The sequence below is a fragment of the Amycolatopsis sp. NPDC098790 genome (assembly GCF_044759945.1).
Taxonomy (GTDB): Bacteria; Actinomycetota; Actinomycetes; order Mycobacteriales; family Pseudonocardiaceae; genus Amycolatopsis.
In genome coordinates, this window is the sequence record NZ_JBIWAI010000002.1 from 1,945,882 (window position 1) to 1,969,892 (window position 24,011).

Annotated in this window: 17 protein-coding genes; 11 read left to right on the forward strand and 6 right to left on the reverse strand. The window is 73.2% G+C overall.

Going from position 1 to position 24,011, the window contains the following annotated elements:
• Positions 1–28: 28 nt before the first annotated feature.
• Positions 29–2,407 (reverse strand): SpoIIE family protein phosphatase, encoded by a 2,379-nt coding sequence (locus ACIQWX_RS22750; protein ID WP_400874272.1) that lies wholly within the window; start codon positions 2,405–2,407, stop codon positions 29–31.
• 4 nt (positions 2,408–2,411) lie between these two features.
• The gene (locus ACIQWX_RS22755; RefSeq protein WP_400874275.1) at positions 2,412–6,962 is read right to left on the reverse strand and encodes a HAMP domain-containing protein; all 4,551 of its coding nucleotides are present in this window, start codon (positions 6,960–6,962) and stop codon (positions 2,412–2,414) included.
• 440 nt (positions 6,963–7,402) lie between these two features.
• Between ACIQWX_RS22755 and ACIQWX_RS22760 the strand changes: the two genes are divergently transcribed.
• Positions 7,403–8,557: an NAD(P)/FAD-dependent oxidoreductase gene (locus tag ACIQWX_RS22760; RefSeq protein ID WP_400874277.1), complete on the forward strand. Its 1,155-nt coding sequence runs from the start codon at positions 7,403–7,405 to the stop codon at positions 8,555–8,557.
• On the opposite strand, the gene ACIQWX_RS22765 is transcribed toward ACIQWX_RS22760, so the two are convergent.
• On the reverse strand, positions 8,552–9,523 hold the full coding sequence (locus tag ACIQWX_RS22765) for a magnesium transporter CorA family protein (protein WP_400874280.1): 972 nt from the start codon (positions 9,521–9,523) through the stop codon (positions 8,552–8,554). The two genes, ACIQWX_RS22760 and ACIQWX_RS22765, sit on opposite strands and share 6 nt — an antisense overlap.
• Before the next feature lie 54 nt (positions 9,524–9,577).
• Between ACIQWX_RS22765 and ACIQWX_RS22770 the strand changes: the two genes are divergently transcribed.
• Genes ACIQWX_RS22770 through ACIQWX_RS22780 form a run of 3 tightly spaced genes read left to right on the forward strand, consistent with a single transcriptional unit; the run spans position 9,578 to position 12,488 of the window.
• Positions 9,578–10,534, forward strand: a complete 957-nt coding sequence (locus ACIQWX_RS22770; protein WP_400874283.1) for an acyl-CoA dehydrogenase family protein — start codon at positions 9,578–9,580, stop codon at positions 10,532–10,534.
• Positions 10,531–11,772 (forward strand): bifunctional PIG-L family deacetylase/class I SAM-dependent methyltransferase, encoded by a 1,242-nt coding sequence (locus ACIQWX_RS22775; RefSeq protein WP_400874286.1) that lies wholly within the window; start codon positions 10,531–10,533, stop codon positions 11,770–11,772. Before ACIQWX_RS22770 ends, ACIQWX_RS22775 begins: the two co-directional genes overlap by 4 nt.
• Positions 11,769–12,488, forward strand: a complete 720-nt coding sequence (locus tag ACIQWX_RS22780) for a glycosyltransferase (protein ID WP_400874289.1) — start codon at positions 11,769–11,771, stop codon at positions 12,486–12,488. The genes ACIQWX_RS22775 and ACIQWX_RS22780 overlap by 4 nt, the downstream gene beginning before the upstream one ends.
• 307 nt (positions 12,489–12,795) lie before the next feature.
• Here the strand turns inward: ACIQWX_RS22780 and ACIQWX_RS22785 are convergent, their stop codons facing one another.
• Positions 12,796–15,000, reverse strand: coding sequence for a tetratricopeptide repeat protein (locus ACIQWX_RS22785; RefSeq protein WP_400874292.1), 2,205 nt, complete (start codon positions 14,998–15,000; stop codon positions 12,796–12,798).
• 606 nt (positions 15,001–15,606) lie between these two features.
• Between ACIQWX_RS22785 and ACIQWX_RS22790 the strand changes: the two genes are divergently transcribed.
• The 7 genes from ACIQWX_RS22790 to ACIQWX_RS22820 all read left to right on the forward strand — a co-directional run bounded on the left by ACIQWX_RS22790 (position 15,607) and on the right by ACIQWX_RS22820 (position 22,275).
• Positions 15,607–16,545 carry a helix-turn-helix domain-containing protein gene (locus tag ACIQWX_RS22790; protein WP_372664905.1) on the forward strand — a complete coding sequence of 313 codons (939 nt, stop codon included), beginning with the start codon at positions 15,607–15,609 and terminating at the stop codon, positions 16,543–16,545.
• Positions 16,546–16,602: 57 nt separating this feature from the next.
• A complete protein-coding gene (locus ACIQWX_RS22795; protein WP_400874296.1) occupies positions 16,603–17,364 on the forward strand; it encodes a MoaF C-terminal domain-containing protein in 762 nt (253 codons plus the stop codon).
• Positions 17,365–17,375: 11 nt separating this feature from the next.
• A complete protein-coding gene (locus tag ACIQWX_RS22800; RefSeq protein WP_400874299.1) occupies positions 17,376–17,771 on the forward strand; it encodes a nuclear transport factor 2 family protein in 396 nt (131 codons plus the stop codon).
• The gene (locus tag ACIQWX_RS22805) at positions 17,768–18,937 is read left to right on the forward strand and encodes an ABC transporter substrate-binding protein (RefSeq protein ID WP_400874302.1); all 1,170 of its coding nucleotides are present in this window, start codon (positions 17,768–17,770) and stop codon (positions 18,935–18,937) included. Before ACIQWX_RS22800 ends, ACIQWX_RS22805 begins: the two co-directional genes overlap by 4 nt.
• Before the next feature lie 10 nt (positions 18,938–18,947).
• Positions 18,948–19,808, forward strand: coding sequence for a branched-chain amino acid ABC transporter permease (locus tag ACIQWX_RS22810; protein WP_400874305.1), 861 nt, complete (start codon positions 18,948–18,950; stop codon positions 19,806–19,808).
• Between the two features lie 68 nt (positions 19,809–19,876).
• Positions 19,877–21,586 carry an ATP-binding cassette domain-containing protein gene (locus tag ACIQWX_RS22815; RefSeq protein ID WP_400874308.1) on the forward strand — a complete coding sequence of 570 codons (1,710 nt, stop codon included), beginning with the start codon at positions 19,877–19,879 and terminating at the stop codon, positions 21,584–21,586.
• Positions 21,583–22,275, forward strand: a complete 693-nt coding sequence (locus ACIQWX_RS22820) for an ABC transporter ATP-binding protein (protein WP_400874310.1) — start codon at positions 21,583–21,585, stop codon at positions 22,273–22,275. Before ACIQWX_RS22815 ends, ACIQWX_RS22820 begins: the two co-directional genes overlap by 4 nt.
• Before the next feature lies 1 nt (position 22,276).
• On the opposite strand, the gene ACIQWX_RS22825 is transcribed toward ACIQWX_RS22820, so the two are convergent.
• The gene (locus ACIQWX_RS22825; protein ID WP_400874314.1) at positions 22,277–23,077 is read right to left on the reverse strand and encodes an SDR family NAD(P)-dependent oxidoreductase; all 801 of its coding nucleotides are present in this window, start codon (positions 23,075–23,077) and stop codon (positions 22,277–22,279) included.
• A 12-nt stretch (positions 23,078–23,089) separates the two neighbouring features.
• Positions 23,090–23,917: an SDR family NAD(P)-dependent oxidoreductase gene (locus ACIQWX_RS22830; RefSeq protein ID WP_400874317.1), complete on the reverse strand. Its 828-nt coding sequence runs from the start codon at positions 23,915–23,917 to the stop codon at positions 23,090–23,092.
• Positions 23,918–24,011: the final 94 nt, after the last annotated feature.

The window sequence follows — 24,011 nt, forward strand, 5'->3', positions numbered from 1 at the left end:
CGCGGAGCTTTCACGTGAAAGCTCCGCCTCAGGCCGGTGGCGTCGTCCGGACCTCGATGCCCACCACGCACGTGTCGTCGTCCGTGTCCGCCGTGCTGTACGTCAGCAACGTGTCCAGCTGGTTCTCCAAGCCCCCGTCGTGGCCCTTCACCAGCGTCACCAACCGGGCCACCGTCTCCTGGACCGGCCGGTCCCGCCGCTCGATCAACCCGTCCGTGTAGATCAACAGGATGTCGCCCTCGTCGAGCTGGATCTCCGACTCCTCGTAGCCGACGTCGCGGACCGCGCCCAGCAAGGGCCCCCTGATCAGCGGCAACGTCGTCGCGCCGCCGTCGCGGTGGCGGACGATCGGGGGCAAGTGGCCCGCGCGGGCCCAGCGGAGCTTGCGGTGCGCCGGGTCGTACACCGCCGCCACCGCCGTGGCCGTCACGTGGTCGGTCAGGTGGTAGGCCACCAGGTTCAGCCACGTCAGCAGCTGCGCCGGCCCCGCGCCCGTCGCTGCCAGACCACGCAGTGCGTTGCGCAGGCTCACCATCCCGGTCGCCGCGTCGATGCCGTGCCCGGCGACGTCGCCGACGCACAGCAGGACCTCGCCCGTCGGCAGCGCCACCGCGTCGTACCAGTCGCCGCCGACCAGGTGCTCCTTCTCGGCCGGCCGGTAGCGGACCGCCGCGCGCAGGCCCGGCATGTCGATCGGGCCCTTCGCCGGCGGCATGATCGCGTGCTGCAGCTGCAGTGCCAGCCGGTTGCGCTCGATCGCCTGCTGCTCGGTCTCGGCCAGCCGGTCCCGCGTCGCCGCCAGCGCCACCTCGGTCCAGTGCTGCGCGGAGACGTCCTGGTAGGCCCCGCGGACCGCGACCAGCTCGCCGCGGCCGTCCACGACCGGCTCGGCGACCACCCGGATGTGCCGGGCGACGCCGTCGGAGCGCTGCAGCCGGAACGCCGTCGACGACGGGCGCCGGTGGTGCAGCACCGCGCGCAGGAACCGGCCGATCGCCTGGGCGTCGTCCGGGTGCGCGTGCGTGGCCAGCTCGTGCAGCGACAGCGGCGTCGCGGTGGGCGGCAAGCCGTACAGCGCGAACAGCTCGCTGTTCCAGGTGATCGCGCCGGTCACGACGTTCTCTTCGAACCCGCCGATGCGGCCGAGGCGCTGGGCGTGCTGCAGCAGCACCGCCAGCTTCGCCGCGTCGTCCTGGATGCGCAGGATCAGCAGCACGTTGCCGGCGAACCGGGTCAGGCTGATGTCCGTCAACACCGTCAGCGGCACCTTGTCGACCAGCGTGGTGATCGCCATGCTGTCGGCGCGGAACGGCTCTCCCGTCGCGTAGACCCGCTGGATCATGTCGAGCAGGCCGCTCTCCTCGGCGGCCAGCGGGTAGGTCTCCAGCAACCGCGTGCCGACGATCCGGCTGCGCGGCCGCCCGCCGGGGTCGGCGAACCGGACGTTCGCGTGGTGGATCCGGAAGTCGCTCAGCCGGCCGCCGTCGAGGCACGGCGAAAGCAGCACGGCCGGGTCGTGCAGCCCGTCGACGAAGTCCACCAGCTCACCGAGGAAGTCGCCCGATCCGTCGGCCGCCACCGGCGCGATCACGCCGTCCCACGTGTCGAGCGTGTGCGCGCACAGCTCGGCCAGCGCCTCCAGCTGCCGCCGCAGCCGCCCCGGTTCCGCGGGCAGCGGCTCGGGCCAGCACATCTCGACGACGCCGATGATCCGGCCGCCGGTGCCGGTGGGCACCGCGACCCGGCCGCCGTCGCCCAGCGTGTGCTGCCCGATCGACGGCAGCCCGCCGCCGGCCAGCGTCGGGTACCAGACGGTGTCGCGTTCGATCAGCGCGCTGCGGGCGGGGGTCGCGACGCCGGGCGGGACGTACCGCCAGCGCGCGCCCTCCTCGGCGGAGAACCCGGCCGAACCCGCGAGCGTCATGGACCCGTCGGGCCCGGCGAGCCACACCGCCACCGCCGTCGCCCCGAGCGGCCGCAGCGCGTGCTCCAAAATGGACTCCGCGACGCGCTGGGTGTCCCCCGCCGCGAGCACGCCGCTTTCCGCGGTGCGCAAGCGGACCGCGACGGAGTCCTCGCCTTCCGCGCGGGCCAGGAACTCCTGCGTCACCTCGCTGATCCGGTCCTCGGCGGCCTCGCCGACGACGTCCGCGGCGAACTCCAGCGGCGTCAGCCCCGCGCGTGCGGCGAGGGACTCCAGCTGCCGCGCGGCGTCGGCCGGCGTGCAGTGCAGGCGTTCCATCAGGACGCCCTTGGCCAGCTCGATCAACGCGCGGCCGTCGGCGACGGCGTGCGCGTGGTCGACCTCGCCGCGCAGGCGGGCGACGGTGGCGGCGAGCCGGGCCAGGTTGGCGGACACCTCGGCCGGCGGCGCGAGCACCGGGAGCGTCTCCTCGTCGGCGGTCACCCGATCACGCCGTCACGTGCCGCTTGATGCGGGCGATCAGGTCGTCCGCGTCGACCGGCTTGGTCACGTAGTCGGTGGCGCCCGAGGCGAGGCTCTTCTCGCGGTCGCCCGGCATCGCCTTCGCCGTCACCGCGACGATCGGGATCCCCGCGTGCTCCGGCATCGCCCGGATCTTCGCGGTCGCGGTGTAGCCGTCCATCTCCGGCATCATCACGTCCATCAGGATCAGGTCGATGCCGGGGTGCCCGGCGACGGTCTCGACGCCCTTGCGGCCGTCCTCGGCGTGCAGCACCTGCATGCCGTGCAGCTCCAGGATCCCCGTCAGCGCGTAGACGTTGCGCGGGTCGTCGTCGACGATCAGCACCGTGCGCCCGGCCAATGTGGTGTCGACGGCGGCCGCCCGCACCGGCGCGGCCGGCTCGTCCGGGCGGACCAGCGGCAGCACCGCGCCGGGCTCCTCCGCCGACAGGTGCAGCGCGATCCGCTCGCGCAGTTCGTCCAGCCCGGACAGCACCTCCAGCGACTGGACGTCCGCGCGGGACTGCACCAGCTGCTCCAGCTCGCCGTCGAGGCGGCGGCTGTTGTGCGCGAGCACCGGCACCAGCCGCAGCGCGCTGTCGCCCTGCATCGCGTCGAGGAACGTGAACGCGGTCCGTTCCGGCAGGTCCAGGTCGAGCACGACGCAGTGGAACGCGTCGGTGGCGAGCGCGGCCGCGGCTTCTTGGGTGCCGACGGCGGTGACGACTTCGACTTCGGCCGGCGAGATGCCGATGTCGCGGCTGTCGGCCAGGTCCGCCGCGGCGCTCTCGGCGACGAGCGTCAGCAGGCCGTGCTGGCGTTCCTCCACGACCAGCAGCCGCCGGTAGGACCGCGGTGCCGGCGTCGTGACGCCGGCGCCGTTGTCGCCGGCCGTGATGGCGGTGCGGGGGTGCTCGCCCGCGGGGAGCGGCGCGAAGTCCGGCCGCGCGACCGGCAGCGAGAACGTGAACGAGCTGCCCTCGCCGGGCGTGCTTTCGGCGGTGATGACCCCGCCGAGCAGCTGGGCGATCTCGCGGCTGATCGACAGGCCGAGGCCGGTGCCGCCGTACTTGCGGCTGGTGGTGCCGTCGGCCTGCTGGAACGCGCCGAAGATCGACTCAAGCTGGTGTTCGGCGATCCCGATCCCGGTGTCGGTGACCCGGAACGCGACGGCGGGCCCGTGCACGCGCAGCGGCCGCGGCAGGGCTCCCGGGTCGACCGGCTCGATGTGCAGCTCGATCCCGCCGACCTCGGTGAACTTCACCGCGTTGGACAGCAGGTTGCGCAGCACCTGCCGCAGCCGCGAATCGTCGGTGAGCAGCTCGGTGGGCGAACCCGGGGCGACGGTGATCCGGAAGTCGAGGTTGCGTTGCGACGTCATCGGCCGGAACGTCGCTTCGACGTAGTCCAGCAGGCCGCGCAGCGACACCTGCTCCGGGGTGACGTCCATCTTCCCGGCCTCGACCTTCGACAGGTCGAGGATGTCGTTGATCAGCTGCAGCAGGTCCGACCCGGCGGAGTGGATGATCCCCGCGTATTCGACCTGCTTGGCGGTGAGGTTGCGGGTCGGGTTCTGCGCGAGCAGCTGGGCGAGGATCAGCAGGCTGTTGAGCGGGGTTCGCAGCTCGTGGCTCATGTTGGCCAGGAACTCCGACTTGTACTTCGACGCCAGCGTCAGCTGCTGGGCGCGGGCCTCCAGCTCCTGGCGGGCCTGCTCGATCTCCAGGTTCTTCGTCTCGATGTCTCGGTTCTGCGTGACCAGCAGCGCGGCCTTCTCCTCCAGTTCGGCGTTGGACGACTGGAGTTCTTCCTGCCGCGCCTGCAGCTCTTCGGAACGGGCCTGCAGCTCCGCGGTCAGGCGCTGCGACTCGCCGAGCAGCTCGTCGGTGCGGGCGTTGGCGACGATGCTGTTGACGTTGACGCCGATCTGCTCCATCAGCAGCTCGAGGAACGCCCGGTGCACCGCGGTGAAGCCGTGCACCGACGCCAGTTCGAGCACGCCGAGCACCTGGTCCTCGACCACGATCGGCAGCACGATCAAGCCGGCCGGCGCGGTGCTGCCGAGCCCGGAGGAGATGGTGGCGTAGCCGGGCGGGACGTCGTCGACCGCGATCGGGCGGCGGCTGCGCGCGGCCTGCCCGACCAGCGACTGCCCGACCCGGAACCGCACGACCGGGCCGTCGCCGTCGTCCGGGTGGCCGTAGGCGCCCACCAGCCGCAGCTCGGGCACCTCGGTCGTGTCGTCGGCCAGGTAGAACGCGCCGTACTGGGCGTTGACCAGCGGGACGAGCTCGTCCATCACCGCGGCCGCGACGACCGCGAGGTCGCGCCGGCCCTGCATCAGCCCGGTGATGGTGGCCAGGTTGGACTTCAGCCAGTCCTGTTCCTGGTTCGCCCGCGTCGTCTCGCGCAGCGACTCGACCATCGAGTTGATGTTGTCCTTCAGCTCGGCGACCTCGCCGGAGGCGTCGACGGTGATCGAGCGGGTGAGGTCGCCCTCGGCGACGGCGCTGGTCACCTCGGCGATCGCGCGGACCTGCCGGGTGAGGTTCCCGGCCAGCTCGTTGACGTTCTCCGTCAGCCGCTTCCAGGTGCCCGACACGCCTTCGACCTCGGCCTGGCCGCCGAGACGGCCTTCGCTGCCGACCTCGCGCGCCACGCGCGTGACCTCCGCGGCGAACGCCGAGAGCTGGTCGACCATCGTGTTGATCGTGGTCTTCAGCTCGAGGATCTCGCCGCGGGCGTCGACGTCGATCTTGCGGGTCAGGTCGCCCTGGGCGACGGCGGTGGTCACCTGGGCGATGTTGCGGACCTGCCCGGTGAGGTTGTTCGCCATCGAGTTGACGTTGTCGGTGAGGTCCTTCCAGGTGCCGGCGACGTTCGGCACGCGGGCCTGGCCGCCGAGCATGCCCTCGGTGCCGACCTCGCGGGCCACGCGGGTGACCTCGTCCGCGAACGCCGACAGCGTGTCGACCATCGTGTTGATGACGTCGGCCAGGGCCGCGACCTCGCCCTTGGCCTCGACGGTGATCTTCCGGGACAGGTCACCGCGCGCGACCGCCGTCGCGACCTGCGCGATCGAGCGCACCTGGCCGGTCAGGTTGGACGCCATGACGTTGACGTTGTCGGTCAGGTTCTTCCAGGTACCAGACACGCCGCGGACGGTGGCCTGGCCGCCGAGGTTGCCCTCGGTGCCGACTTCGCGCGCGACTCGGGTGACCTCGTCGGCGAACGCGGACAGCTGGTCGACCATCGTGTTGATGGTCTCCTTCAGCTCCAGGATCTCGCCGCGGGCGTCGACCCGGATCTTCTGGGAGAGGTCGCCGCGGGCGACGGCGGTGGTGACCTGGGCGATCGAGCGGACCTGCGCGGTGAGGTTGTCGGCCATGACGTTGACCGACTCCGTGAGGTCCTTCCACGTCCCGGAGACGCCCTTGACGTCGGCCTGGCCGCCGAGACGGCCCTCGGTACCCACCTCGCGCGCCACCCGGGTGACCTCGTCCGCGAACGCGGACAGCTGGTCCACCATCGTGTTCAGCGTGTCCTTGAGCTCCAGGACCTCACCGCGGGCGGTCACGTTGATCTTCTGCGACAGGTCACCCTTCGCCACCGCGGTCGCGACCTGGGCGATGTTGCGGACCTGGTCGGTCAGGTTGCCCGCCATGAAGTTCACGGAGTCGGTGAGGTCGCGCCAGGTGCCGGAGACGCCCTTGACGTCGGCCTGGCCGCCCAGCCGGCCCTCGGTGCCCACTTCGCGGGCGACGCGGGTGACCTCGTCCGCGAAGGAGGACAGCTGGTCCACCATCGTGTTGATCGTGCTCTTGAGCTCGAGGATCTCGCCCCGGGCGTCGACCGTGATCTTCTGGGAGAGGTCGCCCTTCGCCACCGCCGTCGTCACCTGGGCGACGTTGCGGACCTGGTCGGTCAGGTTCCCGGCCATGAAGTTCACCGAGTCGGTGAGGTCGCGCCAGACGCCGCCGACGCCGGGCACCTGGGCCTGGCCGCCGAGCCGGCCTTCGCTGCCCACCTCGCGGGCGACGCGGGTGACCTCGTCCGCGAACGAGGACAGCTGGTCCACCATCGTGTTGACGGTGTCCTTGAGTTCGAGGATTTCGCCGCGGGCGTCGACGTCGATCTTCTGCGACAGGTCGCCCTTGGCCACCGCGGTCGCCACCTGGGCGATGTCGCGGACCTGGGTGGTCAGGTTGCCGGCCATGGCGTTCACCGAGTCGGTGAGGTCCTTCCACGTGCCGGACACGCCGGGGACCTTCGCCTGCCCGCCCAGCTGCCCCTCGCTGCCGACCTCGCGCGCCACGCGGGTGACCTCGGAGGTGAACAGCGACAGCTGGTCGGCCATGCCGTTGAAGACCGTCGCGATCTCGCCGAGCAGCCCGTCGGTGCCGCCCGGCAGCCGGATGCCGAAGTCGCCGTCGCGGACCGCGGTCAGGCCCGCCAGCAGGCGGCGCAGTTCCTGCTCCCCCGCCTCGCCCACGCCTGCGACCGTGCCTCTGGCACCCGGGCGCGTCCCCTCGGCCATTGCCCCACCCATCCGCCACCCGTTCCTTCGGTTGCCGGCGCCGGGGCGCCGTCCCGGCGAGCACACCGGATGGCCCAGCATAGTGCAGCTGCACTATGATTCCGGGCAACGGTTGAGCAACCAGCCGCGCCCGTGTCCGCGCGTGCTCCCCAGGTGGTCTCCTCACAGCTTTCCTTTTCACCGCAGGCATTCGGCCGCGTTGACCCATTCGGCTGAACGCGCTCCCAGTCACCGGCGAACCGCGCCCGACGCGGCCGCCGGCCGTCGGCGTGCCCGGCTTCGTCCATCCACTATGGACACTCCACTGTGGAGGGCCGACGGTGCTGAAGGGCACCTTCGGCGCATGTGACGTAACGAAGGCGCCCTTCAGCTCGTCAGATGCGAGGAAGGTGCCCTTCAGCCCGTCGTGTACCGGCGCACGTGCGGGGTACCCCTCGCGCATGGATGCCGAGAACCTGGTCGTCGTCGGAAGCGGGCCCGCCGGCGTGTCGGCGGCCCGCGCCTACCGGGAAGCGGGCGGCACCGGAGGAGTCCGCGTGCTCACCGCCGACCCCGACCCGCCCTACGAACGCCCGCCGCTGTCGAAGGAATTCCTGCGCGGCGAGGCCGAACTCCCGCCCCTGGACGAAGACTTCGCCGAGAAGCACGACATCACCGTCACGCTGGCCGACCCCGTCACCGAACTGGGCGACGGCGAGGTGCGCACCGCCTCCGGCGCGGTCCACCCGTTTACCACCTGCGTGCTCGCCACCGGCGCCGAACCCGTCCGGCCGGACCTCCCCGGCGCGGACCACCCGGACGTCCGCACCCTCCGGTCGGCCGCGGACTCCCGCGAGCTGCGCGCGACCGCCTCCGGGGTGCGCAGCGCGATCGTCGTCGGCGCGGGGTTCATCGGCTGCGAGGCCGCGGTCTCGCTCTCGCGCCTCGGGTTGCAGGTGACCGTCGTCTGCACCGACGACGTCCCGCAGGAGAAGCGGCTCGGCCGCGAAGCCGGCGAATTCCTGTTGCGCTGGCTCAAAACCGAAGGCGTGAGCGTGCTGCGCGGCACCAAGCTGCTGTCGATCGAGGACGGCTACCGCGTCCGCACCGACCTGGTACCGGTCCTCGACACGGGGCTCGTCGTGCTCGCCACCGGCGTCCGGCCCCGGGTCGGCCTGGCCGAGGCGGCCGGGCTCACCCTCGAGCACGGCCGGATCCGCACCGACGAGCACCTGCGCACGAGCAGGCCCGGCGTGCTCGCGGCGGGCGACGTCGCGTTGGCCCACAACCCGGCGGCCGGTCGAGCGCTGGCCGTCGAGCACTGGGGTGAGGGCCTGGCGATGGGCGAGGTGGCCGGGCGGACCGCGGCCGGCGCGGACGCCGCGTGGGACGAGGTGCCCGGCTTCTGGTCGGTGATCGGCGACCGCGTGCTCAAGTACGCCGCCTGGGGCGACGGCTTCGACCGCGCCCGCCCGCTGCCGCGCGACGACGGTGGCTTCACCGTCTGGTACGAGCGCGCCGGCAAGGCGGTCGGCGTGCTGACCCACGAAGCCGACGAGGACTACGAGCGGGGCCAGGACCTCGTGCGGCGCGGCGCGCCGGTCCCGGAGTCATAGCCAGTCCCGCTTCTTGAAGAGCGCGTACAGCCCGACCGAGAGCACCAGCATCACGGCCGTCGAGACCCAGAACCCGGCCGTGGTGCCGTTGCCGGGGTAGGGGACGTTCTGCCCGTAGAACCCGGTCACCGCGGTGGGCACCGCGATCACCGCCGCCCACCCGGTGACCTTCTTCATGATCAGGTTGAGCCGGTCGCTCTGCAGGTTCAGCTGCGTCTCGCGCACCGTCACGAGGCGTTCCCGCAGCGCCTCGGCGTGCTCGGCGGCCTGCCGCGCGTGGTCGTGGACGTCCTCGAAGTACGGGCGGGTGGTGCCGTCGGCCAGCTTCAGGTCCGGCCGCATCAACGAGCCGACGACGTCGGGCATCGGCCCCGCGACCCGGCGCAGCGCGGTCAGGTTCTTGCGCAGCCGGAACGAGCGCCGCTGCAGCTCGGCGGTGTCGGGGCGGTCGTCGAAGACCATGTCCTCCAGGTCCTCGACCTCGTCGTCGAGCGCCTGGACGGCGTCGAAGTGGCCGTCGACGACGTCGTCGAGGAGGCCGTGCAGCAGGAACGGCACGCCGGACTTCGCCAGGTCCGGCGCCTGATCCCACCTGCGCGTGACCGCCTCGACGTCGAAGCCGTCGTCCTTGCGGACGGTCACCAGCGCGCCGGGCGTGATGAACACCGCGAGCTCGTGGGTCGTCGTGCGCTCGCTCGCGGCGTCGAACCGGACCGCGTAGGCGGTGAGGAAGGCGTGGCCGTCGTAGCGGTCGAGCTTGGGCCGCTGGTGCTCCTGGACGGCGTCCTCGACGGCGAGCCGGTGCAGGCCGAGCTCGCCCGCGAGCTCGGCGAGGTCCGCTTCGGACGGTTCGCAGAGGTCGACCCAGACGGCGGTGTCCGGTTCGGCCAGGAAGTCCGAGACGTCCGCCAGCGGGAAGTCTTCCTTGAGCAGTGCGCCGTCGCGGTAGGCCCGGGTTTTCGTCATGCCACCGGGTGCCCGGGCGCGCGTCCGCGTAATCCGGCGCGAACCGGGGTACTCGTGGATCTTGTGAACGCCCTGCTGGCGGCGATCCCGCCGAAACCCCTGCCGTCGCCCCGCACCACCGCGGTGGTCGGCGCGGAACTGCGCTCGCTGCACGCGGCGGGCGCGCTCGACCTGCCCCTGCCCGGTGGCGACCGGACCGCGGCGCGGTGGGCGGCCCTCTCCGCGTTCGGCCGCCGCGACCTGGCACTGGCCCGGCTCGCCGAGGGTCACACCGACGCCGTGGCGATCCTCGCCGAGGCGGGCCACTCCCCCGCGCCGGGCGCGCTCTACGGCGTGTGGGCGGCGAAGTCCGGCGGCACCGGCGCGGTCCTGGACGGCGGCACGCTCACCGGGACGGTCCGGTTCTGCTCCGGGCTGTCCCTGCTGGAACGCGCCCTGGTCGCCGCGGGTGACCGGCTGGTCGAGGTCGACCTCGCCGAGCCGGGTGTCCGGCGGCACCCGGACGCGTGGCAGGCCGTCGGGATGGACGCCTCCGACAGCGGTGACGTGGTGTTCGACGGCGTGCCCGGCACGCTCGTCGGGCCGCCCGGCTGGTACGTGGCCCGGCCCGGCTTCGCGCTCGGCGGCGTCGGGGTCGCGGCCGTCTGGCTCGGCGGTGCCGCGGGCGTCCTCGACGGCGTGCTCGCCTACCTGCGCGAACGCGGCGAGGCCGACGAGCACCAGCTGGCGCACGTCGGCGCGATGCACACCGCGCTGAGCGGCACGGACGCCGTGCTGGCGCGGGCGGCCACCAGCGAGGTGGACGCCCTGGTCGCGGGCACGTGCCGGGCCGCAGCCGAACGAACCGCCGTCGAAGTCCTGGAGCGGGCGTTGAAGGTGACCGGGCCGACGCCGGCGTGCCGGGACCGGCGCTTCGCCCAGCGCGTGGCCGACCTGCCGGTGTACGTCCGGCAGCACCACGCGGAACGCGATCTCGCCGCGCTCGGCCGGACCGTCCTGGGTGCGGCATGATCCCGGACTGGCCGGAAGAGCCCTTCGAGCGTGCCCTCGTCGTCGCCGCGCACCCGGACGACGAGACGCTCGGGGCGAGCGGCCTCCTGCAGCGGCTGCACGCGGCCGGCACCGCGGTCACGCTCGTCGTGGCGACCGACGGCGAAGCGGCCTTCCCCGCCGCCGGTCTCGCGGAACGCCGTGAGCTGGGCCGTACCCGCCGCCAGGAGCTGCGGGATTCCCTGCGGGCGCAAGGGTTGTCCGAAGTGGAGCCGGTGTGGCTCGGGTTGCCGGACTCCGGTCTGGCGTCCCACGGCGACGAGCTGGCGTCGGTCCTGTCCTCGCACGCGGACGGGCACGACCTGTGCCTGCTGCCGTGGCCGGACGACCCGCACCCCGACCACCAGGCCGTCGCCCGCGCCGCGCTCGCCGCCGCCCCGGTGTCCGCGCAGTGCTGGTCGTACCCGATCTGGCTGTGGCACCGGCTGCGTCGCGACGACCCGGTCATCCCGTGGCCGCGGGCGCGGTCGTTGCGGCTCACCGAGGCGGAGCGGGACGCCAAGGCGGCGGCGATCGCGACGTTCACCTCGCAGCTCAAGCCCGGGCCCCGCGGCGAAGAGCCGATCCTGCCGGAGGAGGTGCTGGCCCACTTCTCCGGCGGTACCGAGGTGTTCTTCCGCGAGCCGCCGCGGACGTCGGCGCCGGTCAGCCGGTTCGCCTCGCTGTACGAGGCCGCGGACGACCCCTGGTCGGTGGCGACGAAGTGGTACGAGCGGCGGAAGCGGGCGATGGTGCTGGCGTGCCTGCCCGACGAGCGCTACGGCACGGTCGTTGAACCCGCCTGCGGCGTCGGCGTGCTGACCCGTGACCTGGCGGCGCGGGCCGATCGCGTGGTCGCGTTCGACCCGGTACCCGCGGCCGTCGAGCGCACGCGCGCCGCCGTCGCCGATCTGTCCCATGTGGACGTCCACATCGGAGCGGTGCCGTCCGGCGTTCCCGACGGTCCGGTGGACTTGTTCGTCTACAGCGAGCTTCTGTACTACTTGGACGACGATGCCTTGTCCGCCACGATCGAGGCGTCGGCGGCGGCGTTGCGTCCCGGCGGTCATTTGCTGGCGGCGCACTGGCTCCCCTGGGCACCGGAGGCTCCACGCGACGGCCGGGACACCCACGCGCGGCTGCTCGCGCACCCCGCGTTCGAACCGCTGGTCGAGCACACCGACGAGCAGTTCCTGCTGCACGTGCTGAGGCGCCGGTGATCACGGCGGTCGGCGTCGTCGTGCCCGCGCGCGACGAAGCTTCCCTGGTCGGGGCGTGCGTCCGCGCGCTCGACCTCGCGCTGAGCAGGCTGCCCGCCGGAGTGTCGCGCGCGGTCTGCGTCGTCGCGGACCGGTGCGGCGACGCGACGGCGGACGTGGCCCGGGCGGCGTTCGGTGCGGTGCCGGGAGTGGTGGTGACGTCCCGGTCGGCGCGGACGGTCGGCGAGGTCCGGGACCTGGGCGTGGCGCGGGTCCGCGCGGCCCTGGGCTTCCCGGCACCGGCGCGGACGCTGCTGCTGAGCACGGACGCCGACACGCGGGTGACCCCGGGCTGGGCGCGGGCGCACCTGGCCCGGGCCCGCCGGGGCTACCACGCGATCGCGGGCACGGCGGAGCTGTCGGAACCGTTCAGCGCGTCGGCGCCGGCGCTGGCGCGTTACGACCACGTCCTCCAGTGCGCGCGCACTTCGGAGGGGCACGGGTCGGTGTACGGGGCGAACCTGGGCGTGCGCGCGGACGCGTTCGACGTGGTGGGCGGCTTCGGGGAGCGCGCGACGGGCGAGGACCACGATCTGTGGCGCCGGCTGGGGGAGGCCGGTTTCCGCAGGTGCTTCGAGGCCGGGGCGCCGGTGGTGACGAGCGCGCGGCTGGTGGGGCGGGCACCGGACGGGTTGGCGGCGCTGTTGCGGGGCTTGGCGGAGGACACGGTCGCCTGACCGGCTTCGCGTTCGTAGAGGTCGTTCGTAGAGGTTGTCGCTGTCGCCCGGGACCAGGCGCGGCGAAGATCGGTCTTTCCGCCACCTCCGACGCGAAGGGCACCGGTGAGAGCCGCCTGCAGAACGCTTCTCGCCGCGCTCGCCGTCGCGGCCCTGCTCGCCGGGGCGCCCGCCGCCGCGGAGACCCGGGCACGGCCGCTGCTCATCGAGCGGATCCGCGACACCGTCACCATCACCTGCGCGGACCACGCCGGCAAGATCGCCTGCCACCCGGCGCACCGGGCGCGGCCCTACCTGGTCGTCGCCTTCACAACCGCGCCAGCTCCGCCCGTACCGCGGCCACGCGCTCCGCTCCGCCGTACTCCCCCAGCAGCTCCAGCGCCTCCGTGAACACTTCACGAGCCCGGTCGCGCTCGTCCCGGCCCGCGTGGGCGCGGCCCAGCTCGGCCAGCGTCATCGCTTCGTACAGCCGCACCCCGGCTTCGCGCCACAGGTCGACGCTGCGCCTCAGCTCGTCGATCGCCGCGTCGAACCGGCCGAGGTCGCGGTGCACGATCCCGATCCGCATCCGGCCGTACGCCGTGCCACGCACGTCTCCGCTGTCTTCGGCGACCGCCACCGCCTCGGTCGCGTACGCCAGTTCGCGCGCGCGGTCGCCTCGGCGTCCGTATAGCACCGCCAGGTTGACCAGGTTCAGCGTCTCGACGTACCGCAGCCCGAGCGACCGGTTGAGCGCCAGGCTGCGCTCGCCGAACCCGATGGCCGTCTCGACGTCGTCGCCGAGGCCGTACACGAAACACAGGTTGTTGAGGGTGCCCGCCAGCTGACGCTCGTCGCCGATCGCCTCCCAGTCGGCGAGGCTCCGGCGGAGCAGCTCGTGCGAGCGGCGGAAGCCGGCCGCCTCGCCACCGCTCGCGAGCTCCGCTTCGGCGACGCCGAGGTCGTTGCGCAGGGTCGCGGCCGCGACCGGGTCGACGCCGTCGACCAGGCCGAGCGCGACCTCGTCGACCTGGATGGCGTCCCGCCAGCGGGCCCGCGCGCGGTGGTACTCGTACAAACCGAGCCCGACGGCGGCGATCGCTTCGGCCGGCACCCCCGGCGTCGCGGCGGCCTGCCGTACGACGGTGACGACGTGGGCCTGGTGCCGGTCGAGCCAGGCGAACACCTCGTCGGCGGACGCGGGTCCGGCGGCGGCCCACCGCCCGGCCGCCCAGTCGTGGCGGTGTGAGGCCGCGGAGACGAGCGCCATGCTCCGCCAGGCCATCGCCGCGCACAGCTCGACGACGCGGGTGATCGCGGCGGCCCGCTCCCCCGGCGGCGCCTGCTCACGGGCGTAGAGCCGGAGCAGGTCGTGCAGCCGGTACCACCCCGGAGCGGGCGTGGTCAGCAGGTGCTCGTCGGTGAGCCGCTCGAGCAGCTCCTCCGTCTCGGGCTCGGGCGCGTCGAGCAGCCTGCTCGCGACGGGCACCGACAGCTCCGGGACGTCGAGCAGTGACAGCAGCGGGTAGGCGCGGGCGGCGGTGTCGTCCAGCGCGCCGACGGCCAGGGCGAAACTGGCGCGGACGCCGGTTTCGTCGAGGCGGCGGTGCTCGTCGTCGAGGCGGTGCGCGAGGTGCGCGACGGGCCACCGCGGCCGCGTCGCCAGCCGCGCGCCGACGAGGTGCAGGGCGAGCGGCAGGTATCCGCACAGGCGCGCGACCGTCCGCGCGGCGGCGGGTTCGGCCGCGACGCGCTCGGCGCCGACCTCGGCCGCGAGCAGGCGGAGCGCGTCCGCCTCGGGCAGGACGTCCAGCAGGACTTGGTGCGCCTGAGGCAGGTCCGGCAGCGCGGCGCGGCTGGTGACGATCGCTCCGGAGCCACCGGCCCCGGGCAGCAGCGGCGCGACGTGCGCGGCGTCGCGGGCGTTGTCGAGCAGGAGCAGGACGCGTTTCGTCGCGAGCAGCGTCCGGAACCGGGCGGACGCGGACGCGAGCGACAGCGGTTTCGGCGGTTCGTCGCCGAGTTCGCGGATGAGCCGGTCGAGCAGGTCCAGGGGGTCGGGCGGATCGGCGGCGTGGCCGCGCAGGTCGAGGTGGAGCGAGCCGTCGGGGAAGCGCCGGGCGAGCCGGTGGCCGGCCTCGAGGGCGAGCGCGGTCTTGCCGACCCCGGCCATCCCGCCGATGGCGACGACGACGCTGTCCCGCGACTCGAAGAGCCCGAGGACGCGGTCGAGTTCAGCGTCCCGCCCGGTGAAGACGGCGATGCCCCCGGGTAGTTCCCGGGGCACGACCTCTTTTTCGGCGGCGGGTTTGGTGGGCCGCGCGGCCGCTGTGGCGAAGTCGTCGCGATCGGTGCCGGTGAGGCCGAGGGCGCCGGCGAGCCGGTCGAGGGTGTCGCGGTGCGGGAAGCGCCGATCGCCGCGTTCGAGCGCGCCGACGGCCTGGCCGCTGAGCCCGGACTTCTCGGCGAGCGCCTCTTGGGTGAGCCCCGCGGCGCGCCTCAGCCGGCGCAAGCGGGTGCCGAACGAATCCATCCCCGTTGTCCCTCCCGGGAGGAGGATCACACGCGCGGGCGGGTGGGCGCCAGGGAGGTGGCCAGGCGAGCGGGTTCGAGGCGGGCCGGTTCGGCGCCGCCGACGCGGCGGGCGGAACCAGGCTCGGCTGGCGCCGGCCGGCTGGGCGGCGCCAGCCGGCACGGCGATCCGCCGAGCGCAGGCAAGCCCGCGGGCGGCCCGGGTGGGCAATTCGCCGAGCGCACGCCGGCTTGCGGCGGCCGCCGGCTCGGCGATCCGGCAAGCGCGGACAAGCCCCACGGGTGGCGGTCGGCTCGGCGATCCGCCGAGCGCACGCTGGCCCGCTCGCGCGGGCCGGGCCGGCAATCCGCCGCGCCCGCCGCGGCCGGCCCGCCCACCCGGCCGGCCACCGGACGCAAACCACCACAGCCGGCCCGCGAGCCCCCGCCCTCCTCCCGGACCGTCACGCTCCCGGCTCGCGACGACATGAAAGAGTCGTTCATGTCGCCAGACGCGATGAACGACCCTTTCATCGCAAGCGCCCCCCGGCGACCGAGCATTGTCGCCGAAGATCGTATCGCTTATCGTATACGACACTGCTCCCCTCTCGATGCTGCGAGGTGACCCGTGCCCGCCCCCACGACCCTGATCGCCCGGGACTTCACCGAGTTCCGCGCCGCCGTCTCGCAGTCCTTCGTGCCCCTGCACGTCACCGCCGGTGGTGACGGCTTCCGGGGCCGGATCCGCTCCTCCGGCGCCGACGAAGTGCAGGTCTCCGAGGTCACCGCCTCCCCGCACGTCGTCGAACGCACGCCCGAGCTCATCGCGCGCGGCGATCGGCGGTACTACAAGCTCAGCCTGATCCTCGCCGGCACCGGGCTGCTCGTCCAAGACGACCGCCAAGCCGTCCTGCGCCCCGGGGACGTCGCCCTCTACGACACCCACCGGCCCTACTCGCTCGTCTTCGAAGAGGACTTCCGCACGCTCGTCGTGATGTTCCCGCAGCGGCTGATCGACCTGCCCGCCGAGCTCGTCGGCCGGCTCACCGCCGTGCGGATGTCCGGCAAGGAGGGCGTCGGCAACGTCGTCGTCCCCTTCCTCGCCCAGCTCGGCGGGAACCTCGAACAACTTGCGGGCCCGGCAGGCGCGCGGCTCGCGCACAGCGCCGTCGACCTCCTCTCCACGCTCGTCGCCACCGAACTCGACCTCGCGAACGCCGACCCGCACCACGAGCTGATGCGCCGGATCCGCGCGCACATCGACGCGAACCTGCCCTCGGCCGACCTCAGCCCCGCGCGGATCGCCGCCGAGCACTTCATCTCGACGCGGCACCTGCACGGCCTCTTCCAGGAGCAGGGCACCACCGTCGCCGGGTGGATCCGGACCCGGCGGCTCGAGCACTGCCGCCGCGACCTGCTCGACCCCGTGCACGCCGGCCGCCCGGTCGCGGCCATCGCCGCGCGCTGGGGGTTCGTCGACGCCGCCCACTTCAGCCGCGTGTTCAAGAGCGCCTTCGGCCGCGCGCCGAGCGAGCTGCGGCGCGAGTTGACCGTCAGCGACCGGTAGTTGCCCCGCAGCGCGTGACCGCTCGCCCGGACTCCGTGCCCGCCCGACGATGAGGCCATGCCCGAAGCCCCCACCGACGGCTGGCGCACCTACGACGAGTTCGCCGCCGGGATCGCCACCTACCGCCTGCCGAACGCCGACCTCAGCGGCCGCGACGTCACGATCACCCTCGACGACGGCGAAGTCCTCGAACTGGCTTTCAAGGACGCCGAGCACGTCGTGTGCAACGGCGTCGAGGACCCGTACGACGCGGTCGCCGTGCGCGACGACGTCTTCTTCGTGAACCTGCCGCTCACCAGCGTCGACGGCGAAGCGCTGACGGTCGTGTACTCGACGACGTCCCACCGCGCGCTCGCCGTCCGCTCGGTGATCGGCGCCGAAGACGTCGTTCCCCGCGTCTCGCAGAGCTTCCAGTCCGGGGTCACCGACGGCGGCCCGCCCACCGGCGTCGCGCCCGGCCCGTCGCGCGACCTCATCGGCAAGCGCAACCTCTACCGCTACAGCCCGGACCACCTCTACGAGCACGTCTACGTCTCGTCGGAGCGCTACGCGTGGCAATGCCTCGAAGGCGTCCAGCGCGGCCACGGCGACATGGACCTCTCGACCGTCTGGAAGTTCGCCGACGGCCTCTACCTGTTCTGCTTCCGCGAATTCCGGATCGCCGTGGCGAGCGTGTGGCTGCACGACCTCGGCTACGCCCTGCGCACCACCGGCGTCTTCCTCGGCCTCACCGGCGACGGCCGGTCCGAGCACTCCCGCGCCGGCGGGCACGTCTACCCGCTGGGCTCGGTGGCCTACCCCGACGCCCAGCCCGTCTGAAGGAGCCCGCCATGTCCACTGTGGACGTCATCCGCGCGCACTACGCCGCCAGCGACCGCGGCGACCTGCCCGGCATGCTCGCCCCGCTCGGCCCGAAGACGACCTGGACCGAGGCCGCGGGCTTCCCCTACGCCGGTACGTACACCGGCCCCGACGAGGTCCGTTCGCACGTCTTCGAAGCCATCGGCCGCGACTGGGACGGCTACACCTTCACCCTCGACAGCCTCCTCGACGCCGGTGACACCGTCGTCGGCGTCGGCACCTACACCGGCACGCACCGCCGGACCGGCCGGTCCTTCACCGCCCGCGTCGCGCACCTGTGGCGCTTCGACGGCGGCGAACTCACGTCCTTCGAGCAGATCGTCGACTCCGCGCCCGTCGTGGCCGCGGCCCGGGAGCAGTCATGAGAAAGATCCTTCCCGTCCTGGCGGCGGCGCTGCTGGTCACCGCCGGCTGCGCCGGTTCCGAAGCCGGCGGCGACGGCCCGATCGTCGTCGGCTCGGTCAACGCGCTGAGCGGCGCGGCGACCTTCCCCGAGGCGTCGCAGGCGGCGAAGGCCGTGTTCGACGCGGCCAACGCGGCGGGCGGTGTCAACGGCCGCAAGATCGAGTACAAGGCGATCGACGACAAGGGCGACCCGGCGGCGGCCGCGGCAGCCGCTCGTGAGGTGGTCGGCGGGGACGACGCCGTCGCGCTCGTCGGGTCGTCGAGCCTCATCGAGTGCGAGATCAACGCCAAGTACTACGAGCAGCAGAAGATCCTGTCGGTGCAGGGCATCGGCGTCGACCCGGCGTGCTTCTCCAGCCCGAACATCGCGCCGGTCAACGTCGGCCCGTTCCACGACATGACGCTCACCCTGCTCTACGGCTCGGAAACGCTGAAGCTGAACGACATCTGCGCGCTGCTGGAGATCGCCGGCAACACGCTGCCCGCGTACCAGGCCGCGATCGCCGAGTGGACGAAGATCACCGGCAAGAAGCTGAAGTACGTCGACGCGACCGTCCCTTATGGAGGGTCGGACTACACGTCGTACATCGTCAAGGCGCGGGCCGCCGGCTGCAAGGCGATCACCGTCAACCCGGTCGAGCCGGACTCGATCGGGCAGCTCAAGGCCGCGCAGGCGCAGGGCTGGACCGACGTCACCTGGCTGCTGCTGACCAGCGTCTACAGCGAGAACTACGCCAAGGCGATTTCGAACGCGGGCGCCGGGGTGTACGTGCCGGCCGAGTTCTACCCGTTCACCGACGCCGGCAGCCCGCAGACCAAGGACTGGCGCGAGCTGATGGCGAAGAACAAGATCCCGCTGACGTCGTTCAGCCAGGGCGGCTACCTGGCGGCGAAGTACTTTTTGGACGTCCTTCGGGGAATCAAGGGTGACGTCACCCGTGAGTCGGTGACCAAGGCGCTGCGCGAGATGAAGCCGGTCAGCGACCCGATGGTCGGGACGCCGTACGTGTTCGGGCCCGCGCCGACGCACCACGACAACACCGCGGGCTGGCCGATCAAGCTGGCCTCCGGCACGAACAAGTGGGAGCTGGCCGCGCAGGACTGGCTCCGGATCCCCCGGTCCTAGGAGGACGGTCATGCTGCAGGGCGCTCTCGCCGGTCTCGCCGCCGGCGGCCTGTACGCGGTGCTCGCGGTGTGCCTGACGCTGATGTCGCGCCTGGTGCGCGTGGTCAACTTCGCGCAGTCCGCCACCGGGATGTTCGGCTGCTACGTCGCGGTGTTCCTGGCCATCCACTTAGGACTTCCCGAGTGGCTGGCGACGCTGGCGGGCATCGTGCTCGGCGGTGCGTTGAGCGCGGTCCTCGGCTGGATCGTCTCGACGTGGCTGGCCGAAGCGGACACCGGGACGCGCTCGGCGGTGACGGTCGCGGTGCTCCTGCTGCTGATCTCGCTGGCGTTCATCCTGTTCGGCAACAAGCCGCAGCCGTTCCACCCGCTGCTGGCCGGACCGGCGTTCACGGTCGGCGGGGTGGTGGTCAGCCAGGTGACCGTGGTGACGGTCGCGCTGGCCGTGCTGGTGGCACTGGGCTGCCGGGTGGTGCTGGCCCGCACGACGCTCGGCGTCCGGCTGCGCGCGCTCTCGGAGCGGCCGACGACGGCGGAGCTGCTGGGCATCCCGGCCCGGCCGCTGTCGGTCGGCGTCTGGACGGCGACCGGGGTGATCGCGACGCTGGCGGTGTCCATTGTGGCGCCATCGCAGTCGAACGACCCGACATCCCTGGCGATGCTGGTGGTCCCGGCCGCGGCGGCCGCGTTGCTGGGCGGCTTCCGGCGGCTGGACTTGGCGGTGGCGGGTGGGTTGGTGCTGGGCATGGCGCAGGGGGCGGTCGCGCAGTCGGACAAGCTGTCGGTGCTGCGGTACTTCCTCCCGTTCCTGGTGATCGTGGCGCTGCTGCTGTGGACGCAGCGCAAGGAGGTGTGGGATGCGGCTCGCTGAAAGGCACTCGCGCGGACGGGCCGGCCGAGCGCGCCACCGGCTCGCCATGGCCGGAAAGGCGGTGCGCTGTGCGGCTCGCTGAAAACCCCCTCGCGCGAGCGGGTCTGCCGTTCGCCGTCGCGGCCGCCGCGGTCGGTGTCGGTTACGCGCTCAGCGTCGGCCTGGCCGGGTACTTCGTCTACCTCGGCGTGAGCGCCGTCGTCGCGGCGATCGCGTTGCTCGGGCTCGGCGTCGTCACCGGTACCGCCGGGATGATCTCCCTCTGCCAGCTGACCTTCGCCGCGGTGGGCGCGTTCGTCGTCTCCGCGTGCAACGTCGCCGGTGTGCCCGGCGGGTTCGTCGTGTGGCTGCTCCTCGGTGGCCTGGCCGCCGCGGCGGCCGGGGTGCTCGTCGGGCTGCCCGCGCTGCGGCTGCGCGGCATCACCCTGGCCGTGGTCACCCTCGGGCTGGCCGCCGCCGCGGACCTGACGCTCGTGCAGATCCAGTTCCCCGGCGCCACCGAGGGCCTCTCGATCGAGCGGCCGGACGCGTTCTCCGACGACCGGTCGTACTTCCTGTTCGCGGTGCTCGTCCTGGTCGCCTGCGGGCTGGTCGTGCACTTCCTGCGGCGCGGCCGCTGGGGCAGCAGCTGGCAGCTGGTCGCGTTCTCCGAGCGGGGCACCGCCGCGGTCGGGGCCGGCGTGCGGACATCCAAGCTGACGGCGTTCGCGGTCAGCGCCGCGCTCGGCGGGATCAGCGGCGGCCTGCTGACCGGCCAGGTCGGGCTCGCGTTCCCGGCCAGCTTCACCGCGATCCAGTCGCTCGCGCTGTACGTGCTGGCGATCATGTCCGGCGCGCACCTGATCGACATGGCCGTGTTCGGCGCGCTGCTCTGGGTCGCGGTGCCGGAGCTGCTGAAGCGCTGGGGTGTGCCGCAGGACTGGGGGTTCGTCATCTTCGGCCTCCTCGGTGTCCAGGCCCTGGCCGGGCGCGGCAACCTCGGCACGGCCGTGCGGAACCTCTGGTACCGGTCCCGCAAGCCCACCGGCCTCGGCCTCACGGACCTCCCGGAGGTGGACCCGTTGCCGCCCGGCGATCCGGTGCTGGAGGTGCGCGGCCTGAGTGTCCACTTCGGCCACGTCCATGCCTTGTCCGATGTGGACATCACGGTGCCGGAGCACGGCATCCTCGGTGTGATCGGACCGAACGGCGCCGGGAAGTCCACTTTGGTCGACGCCGTCAGCGGCTTCCTGCCGCGCGCCACCGGAACCGTGACGCTGGACGGCCGCCCGCTCACCGGGTCGCCGACACGACGCGCGCGTGCCGGGCTGCGGCGGACGTTCCAGCAGGACCGCGTGCCGCCCGGTCTGACGGTGGGCGCGTACGTCCGGTTCGTCGCCCGGCGCCGGGTCACCGGCCGCGAGGTCGCCGACGCGCTCGAGTTCTTCGGCTGCCCGCCGTCCCGGACCCCGCTGTCCACAGTGGACGCGGGCGCGCGGCGGCTCGTCGAGGTCGTCGGGCACCTGCTGGCCCGGCCGCGGGTGCTGCTGCTCGACGAGCCGGCGGCCGGCCTCCCGCACGAGGAGCACGTGGCGTTCGGGCGGCGGTTGCGGCAGGTCCCGGCCCGGTTCGGGGTGTCGGTGCTGCTGATCGAGCACGACCTCGACCTGGTGCGGTCGGTGTGCGACCGGCTGACGGTGCTCGACTTCGGCGAGGTACTGGCCAGCGGGCCGCAGGCGGACGTGCTGGCCGACCCGGCGGTCCTCAAGGCGTACATGGGTGAAACGGAGCTGCTGTGACGGCGTTGCGAGTCCACGGTCTGACGGTCGAGCGCGGCGCCGGCCCGGTCATCCGCGATGTCGGGTTCACGCTGGAGCCCGGCCGGATCACGGCGCTGGTCGGGCCCAACGGGGCCGGCAAGACGAGTCTTCTGGAGGCGGTGTCGGGGGTCGTGGCGCCGTCGGCGGGCAGCGTCCACGTGGGCGGGGTGAACGTCACCCGGCATTCGCGGGTGGCGCGGGCGCGGCTCGGACTGGCGCACATCGAGCAGGGCCGGGCGGTGTTCCCGGGGCTGACGGTGCTGGAGAACCTGCGCCTGACCGCGCGCACCCCGGCGCGGGTGGACGAAGTCCTCGAGCTGTTCCCGGAGCTGGACAAGCGGCGCGACTCCCCCGCGGCCCTGTTGTCCGGCGGCGAGCAGCAGATGGTGGTGCTGGCGCGGGCGTTCGCGGCGCGCCCGGCGTTCCTGCTGATCGACGAGATGTCGCTGGGCCTGGCGCCGGTGGTGTTCACGCGCCTGCTGCCGGTGGTGACGCGGTTCGCCGCGGAAGGGGCGGCGATCCTGCTGGTGGAGCAGTTCACGCACCTGGCGCTCGGCGTCGCACAGGAGGCGCTGGTGGTCTCCTCGGGCCGGGTCACGTACGCGGGGGAAGCCCAGCCGTTGCTGGACTCCCCCGCCACCCTGCACGCGGCCTACCTGGGGTCGTGAGTCACATGCCGGCGCGCTCGAAGGCCAGCGTCGGCAGGTCCACGGCGTGGGCGCCGCCGTCCGCGACGAGCACCGCGCCCGTGATGTACGACGACTCCGCCGAGCCCAGGAACCGGACCACCGCCGCGATCTCCTCGGGCTCGGCCGGCCGGCGCAGCGGGACCTCCGCCGTCACGCGGCGGTAGCCCTCGTCGTGGCCGCCGGTGAAGCCGGCCGCGGCGGCGAACTGGTCCATCTCGCCGTCGGCCATCGGCGTGCGGACCCAGCCAGGGCAGACCGCGTTCGCGCGCACGCCCTTCGGCCCGAAGTCGCGGGCGATCGAGCGGGTCAGGCCGATCAGCGCGTGCTTGGCGACGGTGTAGCCGGCGACGTTCGGCCCGGCGAACAGCCCGGCCAGCGACGACACGACGACGACCTGCCCGCCGGTCTCCACCAGCGACGGCAGCGCGGCCCGGCACAACACGAACGCGCTGGAGAGGTTCGAGCGCAGAGCCAGCTCCCACTCGTCGTCGCCGGTGTCGACGACCGACGACAGGCCGTGGCCGCCGGCGTTGGCGACGACGACGTCGAGCCGCCCGTACTTGCCGATGATCTCGGCGATGGCGGTCTCGGCGTCGTCGCGGACGCTGGCGTCGCAGGCGATGACGTGCGCGCCGGTCTCCGCGGCGACCTTCTCGAGGGGGTCGCGACGCCGTCCGAGCACGACGACGCGGGCGCCCTCGCCGGAGTAGCGCCGGGCGACGGCCGCGCCGATGCCGGTGCCGCCGCCGGTGATGGCGACGACCCTGTTCGTGGTGTCCACTGTGGATCCTTTCTAGGCGGGGAAGGCCGAGCGGGCCGACATGCCGAAGTCGGCCAGCAGGGCTTGGCCGTTGACCGGCCGGGACGCGGGGGACGCGAGGAAGAGCACCTGGCGGGCGACGTCCTCGGCGGCCTGGACGGGGAAGGCGGGGTCGTCGAGCAGGTCCCCGAGGTCGCCGCGTGCCATCGGGGTGTCGACGACCGACGGGCAGACGCAGTTGACCCGGATCCCGGGGACCTCGACGGCAAGCGCCCGGGTCATGGCGACGACGGCGCCTTTGGACGCGCAGTACGGCACCATCCCGGGCGCGGCGGCGAAGGCGGAGTCGCTGCCGAGGAGGACGACCGAGCTGCCGTCGGCCAGGTGCGGCAGGGCGTGCTTGACCAGCAGGAACGGGCCGGTGATGTTGACGGCGAGGACGGCAGCGACCTCGGCGGCAGTGGTGTCGGCGAGAGGCCTGCCGACGGGTCCGGAGATCCCGGCACAGCCGACGACGACATCGAGCCCGCCGAGGTGACGGGCGAGGGTGTCGATGGCGGCGGCGAAGGCGGGTTCGTCGGTGACATCGGCGCGGGAGAAGGCGAGGTCGGGTTCGGCGACGCCGCTGCCGACCGCGGGCAGCGGCTCGTGCTCAGCACCGCCGACCGAGCCGGCCCGAGCCGGCGATTGTGCGCTCGCACCCGCCGATGCCCGCTCAGCCACCTCGGCCCAAGGCCCCGGCTCGCGGTCGATCACCGCGACCCGCGCCCCCTCCGCGGCGAACGCCCGCACGCACGCCAGCCCGATGCCCGACGCCCCGCCGGTCACCAAAACCGCCTTGCCTGCCAGTTCCCATCCCATGCGCCCATCCTCGCCGCACGCGCCCGAGCAGGGGTTGGCGTCGAGCGCAGCCTTGTTGTCCGCCGCCGCACGGGCGGTTCCGTGCCGCCCGGAT